Annotated in this window: 11 protein-coding genes and 1 other RNA gene; 3 read left to right on the top strand and 9 right to left on the bottom strand. The window is 71.4% G+C overall.

Going from position 1 to position 16,051, the window contains the following annotated elements:
* Window positions 1-492: 492 nt before the first annotated feature.
* The 5 genes from ssrA to ftsE all read right to left on the bottom strand — a co-directional run bounded on the left by ssrA (window position 493) and on the right by ftsE (window position 4,499).
* Window positions 493-879, bottom strand: a transfer-messenger RNA (tmRNA) gene (gene ssrA, locus ACFWWR_RS17925).
* Between the two features lie 117 nt (window positions 880-996).
* A complete protein-coding gene (smpB, locus tag ACFWWR_RS17930; RefSeq protein WP_383859569.1) occupies window positions 997-1,539 on the bottom strand; it encodes an SsrA-binding protein SmpB in 543 nt (180 codons plus the stop codon).
* Between the two features lie 65 nt (window positions 1,540-1,604).
* Complete coding sequence (locus tag ACFWWR_RS17935; RefSeq protein ID WP_384304142.1) at window positions 1,605-2,777, bottom strand: S41 family peptidase; 1,173 nt, start codon at window positions 2,775-2,777, stop codon at window positions 1,605-1,607.
* 67 nt (window positions 2,778-2,844) lie between these two features.
* Window positions 2,845-3,765 carry a permease-like cell division protein FtsX gene (gene ftsX / locus ACFWWR_RS17940; protein ID WP_383859575.1) on the bottom strand — a complete coding sequence of 307 codons (921 nt, stop codon included), beginning with the start codon at window positions 3,763-3,765 and terminating at the stop codon, window positions 2,845-2,847.
* A 44-nt stretch (window positions 3,766-3,809) separates the two neighbouring features.
* A complete protein-coding gene (gene ftsE / locus ACFWWR_RS17945; RefSeq protein ID WP_217238635.1) occupies window positions 3,810-4,499 on the bottom strand; it encodes a cell division ATP-binding protein FtsE in 690 nt (229 codons plus the stop codon).
* Between the two features lie 223 nt (window positions 4,500-4,722).
* Between ftsE and ACFWWR_RS17950 the strand changes: the two genes are divergently transcribed.
* Window positions 4,723-4,914 carry a hypothetical protein gene (locus ACFWWR_RS17950; protein ID WP_217238634.1) on the top strand — a complete coding sequence of 64 codons (192 nt, stop codon included), beginning with the start codon at window positions 4,723-4,725 and terminating at the stop codon, window positions 4,912-4,914.
* Window positions 4,915-5,012: 98 nt separating this feature from the next.
* On the opposite strand, the gene ACFWWR_RS17955 is transcribed toward ACFWWR_RS17950, so the two are convergent.
* The 4 genes from ACFWWR_RS17955 to ACFWWR_RS17970 form a co-directional block, all read right to left on the bottom strand.
* On the bottom strand, window positions 5,013-5,675 hold the full coding sequence (locus ACFWWR_RS17955; RefSeq protein WP_384304145.1) for a hypothetical protein: 663 nt from the start codon (window positions 5,673-5,675) through the stop codon (window positions 5,013-5,015).
* A gap of 303 nt (window positions 5,676-5,978) precedes the next feature.
* A complete protein-coding gene (gene prfB / locus ACFWWR_RS17960; protein ID WP_217238632.1) occupies window positions 5,979-7,085 on the bottom strand; it encodes a peptide chain release factor 2 in 1,107 nt (368 codons plus the stop codon).
* Between the two features lie 156 nt (window positions 7,086-7,241).
* Complete coding sequence (locus ACFWWR_RS17965; RefSeq protein ID WP_383859583.1) at window positions 7,242-8,483, bottom strand: serine/threonine-protein kinase; 1,242 nt, start codon at window positions 8,481-8,483, stop codon at window positions 7,242-7,244.
* Window positions 8,484-8,608: 125 nt separating this feature from the next.
* Window positions 8,609-10,294 carry a serine/threonine-protein kinase gene (locus ACFWWR_RS17970; protein ID WP_384304148.1) on the bottom strand — a complete coding sequence of 562 codons (1,686 nt, stop codon included), beginning with the start codon at window positions 10,292-10,294 and terminating at the stop codon, window positions 8,609-8,611.
* 439 nt (window positions 10,295-10,733) lie between these two features.
* Between ACFWWR_RS17970 and ACFWWR_RS17975 the strand changes: the two genes are divergently transcribed.
* Window positions 10,734-14,426: an FHA domain-containing protein gene (locus ACFWWR_RS17975; RefSeq protein WP_384304217.1), complete on the top strand. Its 3,693-nt coding sequence runs from the start codon at window positions 10,734-10,736 to the stop codon at window positions 14,424-14,426.
* Between the two features lie 246 nt (window positions 14,427-14,672).
* Window positions 14,673-16,049: an ABC transporter substrate-binding protein gene (locus ACFWWR_RS17980; RefSeq protein ID WP_383859588.1), complete on the top strand. Its 1,377-nt coding sequence runs from the start codon at window positions 14,673-14,675 to the stop codon at window positions 16,047-16,049.
* Window positions 16,050-16,051 lie beyond the last annotated feature (2 nt).

A 16,051-nucleotide genomic window follows, 5' to 3' on the forward strand; every position in this document is an offset into this window, starting at 1 on the left:
GCCTCCGGAGGTGCCCCGTTTTTCGCTTCAAGGGCGCGAAGGGCCCTGGTCTGGAACGCAAGAGAGCATCCGTTCTTCATGGGGAGGGCAGGCGGGAGTGCCCGTCCGAAGACGTGGAGGCGCCATGAGGCGGTCAGGAATCCGTACGGCAGGAGCCGGTACGGCTCGAAGGCGTCAGGCCGGTCGCGGAACGTACGAGCCCGGCCGAGCGTGCCTGGGCAGCCGGAATCGCGGCATGACGATGAGCCCTCCCCGTAGCGACGGTGTCCCCCCGGTCGCTGGTTGACGTGCGCGGCAGTGGAGTGGTCAGCTCCGCCTACAGCACTACCGAACGGTAACCACTCTGTGGGACTCCTGTGAAGGGAGTATTCACAAGTGTTTCGCAACCGTGCTGAAGATGACCGGCCCGGCCCGGCCCGGGCACGACAAAGGCCCCGCCGCTCGGAAGCAACGGGGCCTGTGCCCACATGGGGTACCCGCTCAGGCGCGGGCGAGTGGAGATGGCGGGAATCGAACCCGCGTCCAACGGTGCAGAATCAGGGCTTCTCCGTGTGCAGTTCGCTGTGATTTTCTCGGCCCCGGCGATCACACGAACAAGTCGCCGACGGGCCCAGTCACTGTTTGATTTCCCATCGAACCCCGTGACCGGGCTCGATGGTTTAGTTCCCTAGATTATGCCAGGGTCCGGGTCGGGAACATCCCCGGTCTGACACCCGTAAGGGCCTTCACTCACTGCTTATTAGGCAGCGAGGGCGAAGGCGCGGGAATCGCTCTTGGAATTGGCGATTATTGGTTGCGACATATGGTTAACGAGATCATTGCCGCTTCCTCGACACGCTTCCCCTGCTTCGACAGCCGCTGTCGAAACCGATCATCCCCATGTTGTTTTTTCAATCCCCTCCGGAGACCGGAGAGGAGCACGCACCCGCTGTGAGGTGCAGTGCCATCGTACGTGAACAACGCACGACGATGCCACCGTATTCCCCGCGGCTCGCCCTACTGGGCCCGCTCCTTCCGCTTCACCGCCGCGATCGCACGGTCCGACTCCCGCCGGTCCTGCTTCTCACGGAGGGTCTGGCGCTTGTCGTACTCCTTCTTGCCGCGCGCGAGGGCGATCTCGGCCTTGGCCCGGCCGTCCTTGAAGTACAGGGCCAGGGGCACGATCGTGTGACCCGTCTCCTGGGACTTGGCCTCCAGCTTGTCGATCTCCTCGCGGTGCAGGAGCAGCTTGCGCTTGCGGCGCACGGAGTGGTTGGTCCAGGTGCCCTGGCTGTACTCGGGGATGTGGGCGTTGTGCAGCCACGCCTCGTTCCCGTCGATCTGGACGAAGCCGTCGGTCAGCGAGGCGCGTCCCTGGCGCAGCGACTTCACCTCGGTGCCGCTGAGCACCAGCCCGGCCTCGTAGACGTCGATGATCGCGTAGTCGTGCCGCGCCTTCTTGTTCTGGGCGACGATCTTGCGCTTGCCGTCCTTGGCCTTCGCGGGCCCTGAGCCCTGCTTGGGCTGGGACTCCTTCGGTACGTACATTCCCTTGCTCATAGTGTCGTCCATTTTCGCACTACGGACGGGGTCCACGGGAAGCGGATTACCGCGCGCGCCACCTGCTACCGGCCGAGGCCGCTCAGCACGGTCTCCGCCCGCTCCAGCACCTGCCGGTCCGCCTCCAGGTCGGGCGTGATGCCGTGCCCGTCTACCCCGCGCCCGGAGGGGGTGCGGTAGTGCCCGACGGTCAGCTCGGCGACGGAGCCGCCGGGCAGCCGGCTCGGCATCTGGACCGAGCCCTTCCCGAAGGTGCGGGAGCCCACGACGACCGCGCGGCCGCGGTCCTGCAGGGCTCCGGTGAGGAGTTCGGCCGCGCTCATGGTGCCGCCGTCGACGAGCGCGACCAGGGGTCGGGTGGTGTCGCCGCCGGACTCGGCGTGCAGGGCGCGCTGCTCGCCCTCGACGTCGTACGTGGCCACGAGGCCGCCGTCGAGGAAGGCGGAGGCGGCGGTGACGGCCTCGGTGACCAGGCCGCCGGAGTTGCCGCGCAGGTCGAGGACGATCCCGGCGCCGGCCGGGGCCCGCCGTACGGCGGTGCGGACCTTGTCGCCGGCCCCCTTGGTGAAGGCGGTGATCCTGATCACCGTGATGCCGTCGGCCGGTGTGTGGACGGTCACGTCGTCCGTGGAGAGGCGGGCCCGGCGCAGTGTCTCGCTCCACGCGCGCGTGCCGCGTTCCAGGCCCAGGCGGACGGTCGTACCGGCAACCGCGTCCGTGGCGTCGCCGCGCAGTAACGAGACGACCTCGGTGACGGGCCGCCCGTCGACCTTCCTGCCGTCGACGCTGCGCAGCCGGTCGCCCTTGTGGATACCGGCGGCGGCCGCGGGCGACCCGGACCGCACATTGGTCACCTCGATACGGCCGTCCCGCTCGCGCCGGGCCCACAGGCCGACGCCGGTGTACCGGCCGTCGAGGGCCTCCTCGAACTCCTCGTACTCTCCCTGGGAGTAGACCGCGCCCCAGCGGTCCCCGCTGCGGCTGACCGCGCGTTCGGCGGCCTCCATGGGGGACTCGCCGTCGGCCATGGCCTTCTCGGCGGCCTTCTCCACGTCCTCGTGGCGGCCCGCCGCGGCGGCCGCGATGGTCGGGTCGGAGGACAATTTCCGGTCGCGGCCGTCGACTTCGGGGAAGGAGCCGGTCGCGGCGCCGGCGACGAGGACGCTCGTGAAGACCAATGTCAGGGCGGCCCCGCGGCGGATGCGACGGGGCTGACAGAACAGGTCTCGGCCTGACATGCGGGTGAGTCTAGGACAACGCGAAGGGCCGCACGGTCGGTTGACCGTACGGCCCTCTTGGCATGCGTCACACCTTCAAGTACTTGCGCAACGCGAAGAACGCGGCCAGCGCGGGCATCAGCAGACTCGTCGCCAGGATGAGCGGCAGCTTCGTCAACACGGCGTCCCAGCCGATGAAGTTGATCAGGTTCAGCTTCTCGGACAGGGCCAGGCCGTGGTCGATGAGGAAGTACCGGGCGACCACCAGGAAGCCGCACGCGACCGTCCCGCCGATGAGTCCGGCGACCGCGGCCTCCATGATGAACGGCGCCTGGATGTAGAAGCCCGAGGCGCCGACCAGGCGCATGATCCCGGTCTCGCGCCGCCGGCTGAACGCCGAGACGCGCACGGTGTTGACGATCAGCATCAGCGCGACGACCAGCATGAGGGCCATCACCGCGCGCGCGGCCCAGTTCATGCCGTTCAGCAGCCCGAAGAGGTTGTCGAGGATCCCCTTCTGGTCCTGCACCGACTGCACGCCGTCACGGCCGTCGAAGGCGGTCGCGATGACCTGGTACTTCTCCGGGTCCTTCAGCTTGATGCGGTACGACTCCTGCATCTGGTCCGGCGTGAGGGAGCTGGCCAGCGGGGAGTCGCCGAACTGCTCCTTGTAGTGCTTGTACGCCTGGTCCTGCGACTCGTAGGTCACCTTCTGCACGACCGACGTCATCTTGTCGAGGTCGGAGAGGATGTCCTTCTTCTGGTCCTCGGTGACCGCGCCCTTGGCGCAGTTCGGATCGGACTCGGCGTCGCTCTTGTTGCAGAGGAAGACCGAGACGTTGACCTTGTCGTACCAGTAGCCCTTCATGGTGTTGACCTGGTCGCTCATCAGGAGCGACCCGCCGAACAGGGCGAGCGACAGGGCGACGGAGACGATGACCGCGAAGGTCATCGTCAGGTTGCGGCGGAGACCGACACCGATCTCCGACAGAACGAACTGGGCGCGCATGGCGTGTTCTTCAGGCCTTTCCGTGGACGGTCGTCAGACAGCGGTCAGTGCTGGTAGCCGTAGACGCCGCGTGCCTGGTCGCGGACGAGGCGGCCCTTCTCCAGCTCGATGACGCGCTTGCGCATCTGGTCCACGATGTTCTGGTCGTGCGTAGCCATCAGCACGGTCGTGCCGGTCCGGTTGATCCGGTCGAGCAGCTTCATGATGCCGACCGAGGTCTGCGGGTCGAGGTTGCCGGTGGGCTCGTCGGCGATGAGCAGCTTGGGACGGTTGACGAAGGCTCGCGCGATGGCCACACGCTGCTGCTCACCACCGGACAGCTCGCCGGGCATCCGGTCCTCCTTGCCGCCGAGCCCGACGAGGTCGAGCACCTGCGGCACGGACTTGCGGATCTCGCCCTTCGACTTGCCGATGACCTCCTGCGCGAAGGCCACGTTCTCGGCGACCGTCTTGTTCGGCAGGAGCCGGAAGTCCTGGAACACCGTCCCCAACTGTCGCCGCATCTGCGGCACCTTCCAGTTGGTGAGGCGCGCGAGGTCCTTGCCCAGGACGTGCACCTGACCGTGGCTGGCCCGCTCCTCGCGGAGGACCAGCCGCAGGAAAGTGGACTTTCCGGAGCCGGAGGACCCCACCAGGAACACGAACTCGCCCTTCTCCACTTCCAGGGAGACATCCCTGAGTGCGGGGCGGGTCTGCTTGGGGTAGACCTTGGATACGTTGTCGAATCGGATCACGGATGCACCACGGGTAGCCGGGGGTAGATGAGCGTGACCATACGCGAACCGGGTGCGCAAGCGCAGGCACCGGTTGGGGTTGCGTGACAGATGTGCGTTTTGTGCCTGCCACGGCTCCACGGGACCCCGCGCTGAATCGCGGGGAACCTGGCACAGTGGAGGGGGAACGTTCGGGTTCCCGCAGGCGTTGTGTACGTGGAACCGGTGCTAGGAGGGCGAGCGCATGACGTACGACCGGCTGGTGTGCGCGAACTGCGCGGCGCCCGTGATCGAGGGCCGGTGCCATGTGTGCCGCGCGAACCGCGAGCGGCTGCAACAGGACAACCTTTTCGCGGGTCTGAACCCCATGGCGCTGATCACATTGCTGGCGGTACTGATCGCGGCGGTTGCGCTGCTGGCGCACCAGACCGCGTAGGGCGCGGTCCCAGGACATACGAAAGGGCCCGGAGCGATCGACCGCTCCGGGCCCTTCACCGTGCGGCGAGCGCACGGTCCGTGAACAGACGGCTACCGTCAGGCGGCCGCGCCACCCCGGCCGCTCATCAGGCGCGGCAGGATGCGGAAGCCGACACCGCCGGCGATCATCGTGGCGGCGCCGATCACCAGGAAGGTGGTCTGCGCGGCACCGGTCTCGGCGAGCTGCTCACCGCTGCCCTGGGCCGACGTGTCGGACGAGGTGTCCGTGCCGGTGTCGGTGAGGGACGAGGAGCCCTCCTCCTGGGCGGAGTCGCCGGAACCGCCGTCGGGGTCGGTGTTGCTATTGCCCCCGCCGGTTCCGTTGCCGTTTCCGTTCCCGTTTCCGTTCCCGTTGCCGTTGCCGTTTCCGTTCCCGTTGCCCGGGTCGGTCGGGTCCTCGGTGGGCTCGGTCGGCTCGTCGGTGGGCTCGGTCGGCTCGGTGGGCTCCGTCGCGGTCGGCTCCGGGTCGGTCGGGATGCCCGGGTCGGTCGGGAGGCCCGGGTCCGTCGGGTTGGGCTCGGTCGGGATGCCCGGGTCCGTCGGGGCCGGAGGCGTCTCGTCGCCGAGGCCGGGGTCGACGTTCACGCCGACACCGCTCTCGTCCACGGTCACGCCGATCTCCAGCGCGGAAGCGGCGCCGGCGGCGGTCAGCGAGGCGCCGGCCGCGATCACGGCACCAGCGGCTATCCGCGCGATCCGGATCCGCGTCTTCTTGGTCATCTGGTTGCTACCCCCAGTAGCTCATCGTCAGTGAGGCGGCGCTCGGGGGCCGTGATCGACGGAGGAGGTAGCTGCACTTGGGCCCCCCGGTTCACATGCGCCCCAGAGATACGCATGCCACGCTTTACCCTTCCCATTTTTCAAAGCAACGTCAAGGCCATTGCGCGCGCATTGTCCAACTAAGCGATCAATGCCGGACATTGAAGTGTGTGAGTGTGATGTAAAACCCAGACATCGGGCACACATCCGGGCACGCAAAAGGCAACTGCCGCCGGAGGGGCGGCAGTTGCCTTGTCGACAAACTTACTTCTCCTGCTGCTTGCGCCAGCGAATTCCGGCTTCCAGGAACCCGTCGATCTCGCCGTTGAACACGGCCTCGGGGTTTCCGACCTCGAACTCGGTGCGCAGATCCTTGACCATCTGGTACGGGTGCAGGACGTACGAACGCATCTGGTTGCCCCAGGAGTTGCCGCCGTCGCCCTTGAGGGCGTTCATCTTGGCCTGCTCCTCCTGGCGGCGCCGCTCGAGGAGCTTGGCCTGGAGCACGTTCATCGCGGTCGCCTTGTTCTGGATCTGCGACCGCTCGTTCTGACAGGAGACGACGATGCCGGTGGGGAGGTGGGTGAGCCGCACCGCGGAGTCGGTGGTGTTCACGCCCTGGCCGCCCGGTCCGGACGACCGGTACACGTCCACCCGCAGCTCGGACTCGTCGATCTCGATGTGGTCGGTCTGCTCGACCACGGGAAGGATCTCCACGCCCGCGAAGGAGGTCTGACGCCGCCCCTGGTTGTCGAAGGGCGAGATGCGCACGAGCCGGTGCGTGCCCTGCTCGACGGAGAGGGTGCCGTAGGCGTACGGGATCTGCACGGCGAAGGTGGTCGACTTGATGCCGGCCTCCTCGGCGTACGACGTCTCGTAGATCTCGGTCTTGTAGCCGTGCTGCTCGGCCCAGCGCAGGTACATCCGCTGAAGCTTCTCGGCGAAGTCGGCGGCGTCGACGCCACCGGCCTCCGCGCGGATGTTCACGAGCGCCTCGCGGGCGTCGTACTCACCGCTGAGCAGCGTGCGGACCTCCATCTCGTCCAGTGCCTTCTTGACGGCGACGAGCTCGGACTCGGCCTCGGCCTTGGTGTCCGGGTCGTCCTCCTCCTCGGCCATCTCGAACAGCACGGAGAGATCGTCGATCCGTCCGCGCAGCGTCTCCGCCTTCCTGACCTCGGCCTGGAGGTGGGAGAGCTTGCTGGTGACCTTCTGCGCCTCGTCCGGGTTGTCCCACAGGGACGGCGCGGCCGCCTGCTCCTCGAGCACGGCGATGTCTGCCCTCAGCTTGTCGAGGTCCAGAACGGCCTCGATCGACTCCATGGTCGAGGAGAGGGACTTGAGCTCTTCGGATACATCGACGACTGCCACGCCTCCAGCCTAACGGCTCCGCCAAGCGGGGGGCGCCGGTGCGGCCGTCGACTGGGGGCTCCGCCCCCCGACCCCCGGCCTCAGCCCGGCAGCCACCCGTCTCGGTGGGTCGAAAGGCGAGGTGGCCGGGGTCCAGGGGGCGGAGCGCCCTGGGCGTCAGGGTGTCGCCGGGGACGAGTTCTGACTGTCCGGGGGCGTGCCGGGGTCGTCGCCCGAGGTGGCCGCCCAGGTGCCGACGCCGGCCGCGGCGACCAGGACCACCGCAGCGACGCCCAGCACGACACGCCGCCGCCGCGTGGCCGCCCGGTGCCGGGCAGAACCGGGCCGGGGGGCGCCCGCGGCCCTTGGCGCACGGGCGGTGCCCCGCGCGCCCCCGGCCAGCTCGTCCGGCGCCGGAACCCGCATCGACGTGTGCGTGTCCCGGTTGGAGTCGGCCGGCTTCGCGCCCGGTACCAGCGGCACCGCGCCCCGCCGCCGTACCGGCGTGGGGGACACCGGCTCGTCCGAGGGCGGGGTCTCGCCCTGCTCCTCCTCGGACTCGGTGTCCGGCTCGTCCACGTCCAGCGGCGGCATGCCCGCCAGCATCGGCAGCAGCTCCCGCAGCCGGGCGCCCAGCTCGGAGGCCCGCAGCCGGGAGGCCGGCGCCTTGGCCAGGCACTGCACGATCAGCTGCCAGAGCTCGTCCGGGATCCCGGGCAGGGGGACGACCGTCTCCGTGACGTGGCGGCGCAGTACGGCACCGGGGTGTCCCCCGCCGAACGGCGTGAAGCCCGCCAGCAGCTCGTACAGGACCGTGGCCAGTGCGTAGATGTCCACCGAGGCCCTCGGCGGCAGGCCCTCCACGATCTCCGGCGCCAGGTAGTCCGGCGTGCCGATGATCTTCGTGGCGCGGGTCCGGCGCGGGGAGTCGATGAGCTTGGCCACGCCGAAGTCCGTCAGCAGCGCCGGATGGGACCCGCCGGGGCCCAGCGGGCCCTGCATGTCCAGGAGCACGTTCTCCGGCTTGACGTCCCGGTGGACCACCCCGGCCGCGTGCGCCGCCGCCAGCCCGTCCGCGACGTCCGCGACGATCGCGACGGCCGCCTCGGGCGCGAGCCGCTTCTCCCGGTCGAGCCGGGTGCGCAGGTCGGTGCCCCGGACGAGGTCCATGACCAGCGCGAGGTCGTTGCCGTCGACGACCAGGTCGCGCACCGAGACCACGTGGGGGTGCTCCAGGCCGAGCAGGGCCGTGCGCTCCTGCACGAAGCGTCCGACGAGTTCCTGGTCGGACGCGAGGTCCTCGCGCAGCAGCTTGACGGCGACGGGGCCCTCGGGTCCCTCGCCCAGCCACACCGTGCCGGCGCTGCCCCGCCCCAGGATCTGGTGAGCGGTGTACCGGCTGCCGATCTTCCGTGCCAAGGCTGCTCCTACAGACGCGTGTTGCCGATAAAGCTACGCGCCGGAAGAGCCAACCTTCACCGCCGAGACGGAAATCACCCGCTGGGTGTCGACAAATCCCCAGAGTCACTCCGGTTCCGGAGTCGTTACTGGCCGGAGGAGCTCCCGCTCAGGTCCCCGATCCATCCGGAAACCGTGTCGAACATGTCGCCGATCTGCTGCCAGTAGCTCTTGCCCGTGCCGATCCACTCCTGCAGCGGGCTCAGTTCCCAGACCAGCCAGCCCGCCACGAACAGGATGACGATCGTGAACAGGCAGCCCTTGAGGCAGCCGAGTCCGGGGATCTTCATCGGGTTGGCGCTGCGCTGCCGCGGCTCACGGGGCTCACGCGCGGGTCGCTGGGGCTCCGGCTGCGGGGGCGGCGCGTACCGCTGCGGCTGCGGCTGCTGACGGCGCTGGGGTTGCTGGGGTTGCTGCTGCGGGGCGTACTGCTGCGGCTGTTGCTGCTGCGGGTTGCCGTAGCCACCGGGCTGCGGGGGCCGCTGCTGCTGGGGGCGTGGCTGCTGCTGTTGCGGCCGGGCGACCGGCCGCTGGGGGCGTCGGCGCAGCGGGTCCTGGCTGGGGTCGAGGTACTGGACCTGCGTCTGTTCGTTGCGGTCGCGGGCCGCGCGCAGCTGGTTCTGCCAGGGGTGCGGGTCCTCGGGCTGGCCGGGCTGCCGGCCCTGCTGCCCGCCCGGCTGGTGCTGCGGCATGACGGCGGTGGGGTCGGCGGCGCCCAGAGGCGCCCCCGGGCCGCCGGTGTGCGGCATGACGCTGGTCGCGGCGTTCGGGTCGTAGGCGTTCGGGTCGTAGGCGCCCGCACCGTGCTGCAGCACCTGCGTCGGGTCGGCGGCGCCGGCCGCGCCCGGGACGGCCGCAGGGGCCGGGTCGGGTGCCAGCAGCGCGCCGACGGCCTCGGCGGCGGCGATCTGCGCGGAGTTCGCGTGCACGCCGATGCCCTCGGCGACGGTGCGCAGGGCGCGCGCGAGGTTCTCGGCGCCGGGGCGCTCGCCGGGGCTCTTGCGCAGGCAGCGCTCGATGACCGTCCAGAGGGGGTCGGGGACCGTGGACGGGCGGCGCGGTTCGGCGCTGAGGTGCTGGTGGAGAACTTCGAGGGCCGAGCCTCCGCCGAACGGGGGACGGCCGGTGACCAGCTCGTACATCAGGATGCCGGCGCCGTAGATGTCGACGGCGGAGGTCTGCGGGCGGCCCTCGGCGGACTCGGGCGCGATGTACGCGGGCGTGCCGACGAACTCGTGGGTGCGGGTGAGGCCGGGCGAGTCGGCGAGGCGCGCGATGCCGAAGTCGGTCAGCATCGGGTGCATCTGGCCGCCGTACTGCTTGAGCAGGACGTTCGCCGGCTTCAGGTCGCGGTGGACGACACCGTCGGCGTGGCTGGCGGCGAGCGCGTCGGCGATCTGGGCGGTGAGCAGGGCGGCGCCGACGGGCGTGAAGGGGCCGTTCTCGCGCAGGTAGCGGTGCAGGTCGGGGCCCTCGACGAGGTCCATGACCAGGGCGAGCAGATCGCCCTCGACGACCAGGTCGCGCACCCGCACGATGTTCGGGTGGGTCAGGCGGAGCAGGACGGAGCGCTCCCGCAGGAACCGCATCACGATGTCGGGATCGCTCGCGAGTTCCTCCTTGAGGACCTTGATCGCGACGGTCTCGCCGGGCTGGCCCTGTACGGCCGCCTCGGCTCCCGCGGTCTCGCGCTGGCGGGCTCGCCAGACGGTCCCCGTGGCGCCGCGTCCGAGCGGCTCCTCGAGGAAGTACTTGCTGCCTACCGGCCGCACGTCATGCGCTCCCTGTTGCTGGCTTACCTGCTTGCTTACCTGGCACCTACACCGGTGTCCGGCGTGCTATGGGTGTTCCGACCCACTGTAGTGCCGTGGTCCGGAGCATCGCGGTGTCGTCTTTCTGTGCGTCTTACGTACCGCTCGCCGTGCACGTTCGAAGGAAAGACGCTCGACTCGATCCCGTTGGTTGCCACAGCCGCGCGTGAGCGATCTCAAGTGGTCACGGGTCGGGCACTGGTCAGGCACTTTTGCGGGCAGAGCCGACCAATCAAGATCATTTGACGATGGGCGGCGGGCGCGTTGTCAGTGGCAGGTGCGAGGATGCCTCCAGTACTGGCCGACGTGCTCGTGGTGGTGGGGGAAGTCCGTGGCGTGGGACCGCGGAGCGGCTTCGTCCTCGTCCCGGGTGCCCGCGCAGAAGGGACCGCTGACGGCGATGCAGATCCGGCTGACCGTCGTAGACCCGCTGGGCCCGCCCGACCGCGCCCAGGGCCGCGCCGCGAGCTGCGACGTGCTGGTCACCGCGCCCGCGGGCACGGCTCTGGCCGCGGTGGCGTCGGCGCTCGCCTCGGCGGTCCCCGCGGACGCGGGAACCCCGCTGGAGCGGAGCCGGGAGGTCGGCGGCGGCCCGGTCGTGCTGTACGCCGGTGCGGAGCGGCTCGACGCCCAGCGCTGCACCCTGGGCGAGCCCCCGCTGATCGACGGCGCCGTGCTGTCCCTGGGCGCCCCCGGCGAGCCGGAGGCGCATCCCGAGCTGGACGACGCGCCGACCCAGCTCCATGTGGTCGCGGGCCCGGACGCGGGCGGGGTCCATCTCCTCCACGGCGGCCGGATCCACATCGGCCGCTCCGCCGACGCCGACGTCCCGCTCGACGACCCGGACGTCTCCCGCCTGCACTGCGCGGTGACCGTCGACCCCGACGGCCGCGTCTCGGTCGCCGACCTCGACTCCACGAACGGCACCTCGCTCGACGGCACCCGCGTGGGCGCCCGCCAGGTCCGCTTCACCCCGGGCGCGCTGCTGCGGATCGGCGAGTCGGCCCTGCGGCTGACCCCGGCCGGCGGGCCGGGGGCGCGGGTGCGGACGACTCCCGACGGTGAGGGGCAGGTGCGGGTGCCCACCGGCGGCGGCGCCGGGGCCGGACCCGCCCAGGCGCCCGTGTCCGACGGCGCACCCGTCCCGTCCGGCCCTTCCGGCAGGACGCATCACGCGTACGGCCCGTCCGGCTGGGGCGCCTCGGCGGGCGCCCCGGGCGCCCAGGGCCACGACCCCGTCGAACCACCGCTCGTCGTACCGGGCCAGGGCGGAGCGCCGCACATCGAGACCAAGGGGGCCCAGCCCTACGGCCCGACGAGCGCCGTCCCTCGGGAGGACTCCGGCGGCAGCGGGGCGACCCACGCCGGGCGGTTCGGGGTGGGTGCGGAGGGCAGCACCTCCGGCGCGATCTCCGGAAACGGCGGACGGACCCACGCGGGCCCGTCCGGGGCCGCCGAGCAGGGCACCCATGTGAGCGACGACACCCGGTACCCCCAGGGCGCCGCCCAGAGCCCCGGCCCCGGCGAGGCGATCGACGGCACGGACCCCGCCGCCGCCCCGTCCCCCGGCGCCGGCCGCCGCAAAGGAACGCCCCTGCGAGGGACCGACGTACCGCCCGGCCTGCGTAAACGCGGCGGGCTCTCGGCGTGGGCGCGGCGGCTGACCGGCGGGCGTGGCGAACCGGAGCCGGCGGGACGCGAGACGTACGACGAGACCGAGGACAGCGTCTCCCCCGCGGCGCGGACGGCACCTCCGCCCCCGCCCTCCCAGGCCCCGGAGACCTGGCCGGACCCGGCGGCGCTGCTGCTGACGGCGCTGGGCCCCGGGCCTCGGCTGTGGGAGCGCGGACCGGGCCACCCGGAAGCACTCACGGTGCGGCTCGGTACGGCGGACCGGGCGGCGCCCGACGGCTCGGGCCTGCTGCCCGCCGTGCCGGTGACCGCGGATCTGCGTGAGGCCGGGGCACTGGGGCTGGCCGGACCGCGCGAGCGGCTCGCCGGGCTGGCCCGCGCGGTCGTCGCCCAGCTCGCCGCGCTGCACTCCCCCGACGCCCTGGAGATCGTCCTGATCAGCGCGGACCGCTCCCGCCCGGCGGCGGAGCGCACCGCCGAGTGGTCCTGGCTGGGCTGGCTCCCGCATCTGCGCCCGGGACACGGCCAGGACTGCCGTCTCCTCCTCGCCTACGACCGCGAACAGGCCAAGGTCCGCACCGACGAACTCCTCCGCCGCCTTGAGGACCACCTGGACCAGCTGAGGGAGCCGGCCCCCGGCCCCAGGCCGACGCGCACGAGCACCGACCCGCGGGCGGACGCCACCGGGGCCGGTGACAGCGGCAGCGACATCGACATCGAGGGCCCCGGCTCCGAGGCGAACGGCTCCGGGGACCGCCGGCAACCGCCCCGCGGTGCGAGCCGGCGCCCTTCCTGGGCCCAGGACGACACGGACCAGGCCAGGGTCGGTTTCCCCGGGCCGTACACCGTGGTCGTCGTGGACGGCGATCCCGGCGGCGCCGCCGTCCGCGAGTCGGTGGCGCGGCTGACGCTGGAGGGGCCGCGAGCGGGCATACACGTCGTGTGCCTCGCCGAGACGGCACCCGCGTCGCCCGCCTCACCGGTGACGGAGACGTACGAGGCGGCCTGCGCGGCGGCACCGGCGTTCCGCGAGTGCGGTGCCGTGGCCCTGCTCAGCGGCGACGTGGCGACGGCCCTGCGGCTGATGCGAGTGGCGCGGGCCACGACGGACGGTTCCGCCACGCCCGCCGACCCCACCACTGCCACCGCCACGTCCTCCACCCCCGTCGGCCCGGTGGGCCACGGCACCGTCGCCGCCGTGGACGCCGTCTCGCTCGCCTGGGCCGAGCGGTTCGCGCGTGCGCTGGCACCGTTGCGGGCGGAGGGCACCGCCGGTGAGCGGCACGCGCGCGTGTCGGCGCCGCTGCCCCAGGCGGCCAGGCTGCTGGACGAGCTGGGGCTGGCCCGGGCCACCCCGGCGTCGCTGATGACCCGCTGGGCGGACGCGGCCGACGACACGGAGTCGCTCGGCGGGCGGGCCTGGGCCGTCCTCGGGGCCGGACCGCGCGGCCCGGTCTGCGTGGACCTCGCGCTGGAGGGCCCGCACCTGCTGATCGAGGGACCGTCGGGCAGCGGACGTACGGAACTGCTGCGGGCCGTCGTCGCCTCGCTGGCCGCCGCCGAGCGTCCCGACCGGCTGAGCGTGGTGCTGATGGACGGCCGGGACAGCGTGGGCACGGACACCGGCGGGCACGGCGAGGGCCTGCGTGTGTGCACGGACGTACCGCATGTCACCACCCACCTCACCGCCAACGACCCCGTGCGCATGCGCGAGTTCGCCCAGTCGCTGAGCGCCGAGCTGAAGCGGCGCGCGGAGCTGCTCGGGCGGTCCGACTTCGTCGAGTGGCACACCGGGCGCGAGGTGTCGGGCCGCATAGTCACCCAGCGCACGGCGAAGGCCCGCGGGGTGTCCGGCGCCGGAGAGCACACCGGGGACCTGGACGCCCCGTCCAGCTCCACCATCCGGCTGCGTCCGGCGGCCGCCCGGCGGCAGGCGGAGGCCGTGGTGCCGCTGCCCCGCCTCGTCGTGGTCGTCGACGACCTGGACGCGCTGGTCTCCCCCGCGCTGGGCTCACCGGGCAGGCCTGCGGCGGGTTCGGTGATACGCGCCCTGGAGGCCGTGGCCCGCGACGGCGAGCGGCTCGGGGTCCACCTGGTGGCCGCGGCCGGCAGCGGCGGCCGTACGGCCCAGTCGGACCCCGCACGTCTGGCCACCCTTCGCGTCACGCTGGACACCCCGACCCCGGGTCCCGACGAACCCGCCCCCGGGCGTGGCCGCCTGACCTGGTCGGACGGCCGGGTGACCCCCTTCCAGGGAGGCCGCGTCACGGGCCGCATCCCGCGCACGGCGACCCTCCGGCCGACGGTCGTCCCCCTGGAGTGGGACCGGATGGGCGACCCTCCGACCCGACGCCCGGTGCGTGAGCTGGGCAACGGCCCGACGGACCTTGCCCTGCTCGCCAGTGCGCTGGAGCGGGCGGCCCGCGAAGTCGCGGCGATCGAGGTGCCGTCACTCCTGTAGCGCCGGTTCGGCACAACTTCAGCCCGTCCGGCGCTTGAGGACAAGGCCGTTCACGCCGATAGCGGGGGTCCGGGGGCAGCCGCCCCCGGCGGACGCGAGCCACAACCGCCCGCACCTGGTCACGAGGGGGTCACGATCCCCGGCTTGACACGCGATGCGCTCTTGCCGCCCCCAACCCGTCAGGCGTAGACCAGATCCACGGGACAGCGCTCGAACGTTCGATGAGGCACGAAGAACGGGGCAGTGATGCGTAGCACGAGCAGTACGAACCGGAACAACAGGGCCGCGAAAGCCGCAGCCACCCTTCTGGCGGGAGCGCTCGCACTCTCGCTCACCGCCTGCGGCAGCGACGACGACAAGGGCAGCGACAGCGACACCACCACCAAGGAGACCGGCACCAGCGTCGCCCTTCCCAACCTGGACGGACAGAGCCTGGAGGTGGCCGCCGTCTGGACCGGTGCCGAGCAGGCCAACTTCAAGAAGGTACTTTCGGAGTTCGAGAAGCGGACGGGCGCAAAGGTGACCTTCGTGCCCGCCCAGGACCCGATCGTCAACTTCCTCGGCTCGAAGATCGCGGGCGGCCAGCCGCCGGACGTCGCGATGCTCCCGCAGCCGGGCGCCATCAAGCAGGCCGTCGACAAGAAGTGGGCCAAGCCCCTCGGTGCCGACGGCCTGAAGGAACTGCAGAAGAACTACTCCCAGGGCTGGCAGGACATCGGCAAGGTCGACGGCAAGCAGTACGGCGTCTACTACAAGGCCGCCAACAAGTCGCTGATCTGGTACAACGCCAAGGTCTTCGAGAACGCGGGGGCCACCGAGCCCAAGACCTGGGCCGAGCTCTTGACCACCGCGCAGACCGTCTACGACTCCGGCGTCACGCCGTTCTCGGTCGGTGGCGCGGACGGCTGGACCCTGACCGACTGGTTCGAGAACGTCTATCTCTCCCAGGCGGGCCCGGAGAAGTACGACCAGCTCGCCAAGCACGAGATCAAGTGGACGGACCCGTCCGTGAAGGACGCGCTGACCACGCTGGCGCAGGTCTGGGGCAAGAAGGACTATGTCGCGGGCGGCGCGACCGGCGCACTGCAGACGGACTTCCCGGCCTCGGTGACGCAGGTCTTCACCGGCGGTGACCAGCCCAAGGCGGGCATGGTCTACGAGGGCGACTTCTCGCAGGTCAACATCGTCCAGGCCGGTGCGAAGGTCGGCACGGACGCGAAGGTGTTCCCGTTCCCGGCGGTGGGCGACATCGCGCCCGTGGTCTCCGGCGGTGACGCGGCGGTGATCCTGAAGGACTCCAAGGCGGCGCAGGCGCTGGCCACCTTCCTCGCCTCCCCGGACGCGGCGACCGTCCAGGCGAAGCTCGGCGGCTACCTCTCGCCGAACAAGAACGTGCCGGACTCGGCATATCCGAACGCGGTGCAGCAGAAGATGGCCAAGGCGCTGATCGCGGCCGGTGACGACTTCCGCTTCGACATGTCCGACCAGGCCCCGCAGGCCTTCGGCGGCACGCCCGGCAAGGGCGAGTGGAAGGCGCTGCAGGACTTCCTGAAGAACCCGACGGACATCGCCGGCACCCAGCAGAAACTGGAGGCCGACGCGGCGGCGGCCTACGGCGGCTGACG

The organism is Streptomyces sp. NPDC058678 (assembly GCF_042714835.1).
Taxonomy (GTDB): Bacteria; Actinomycetota; Actinomycetes; order Streptomycetales; family Streptomycetaceae; genus Streptomyces.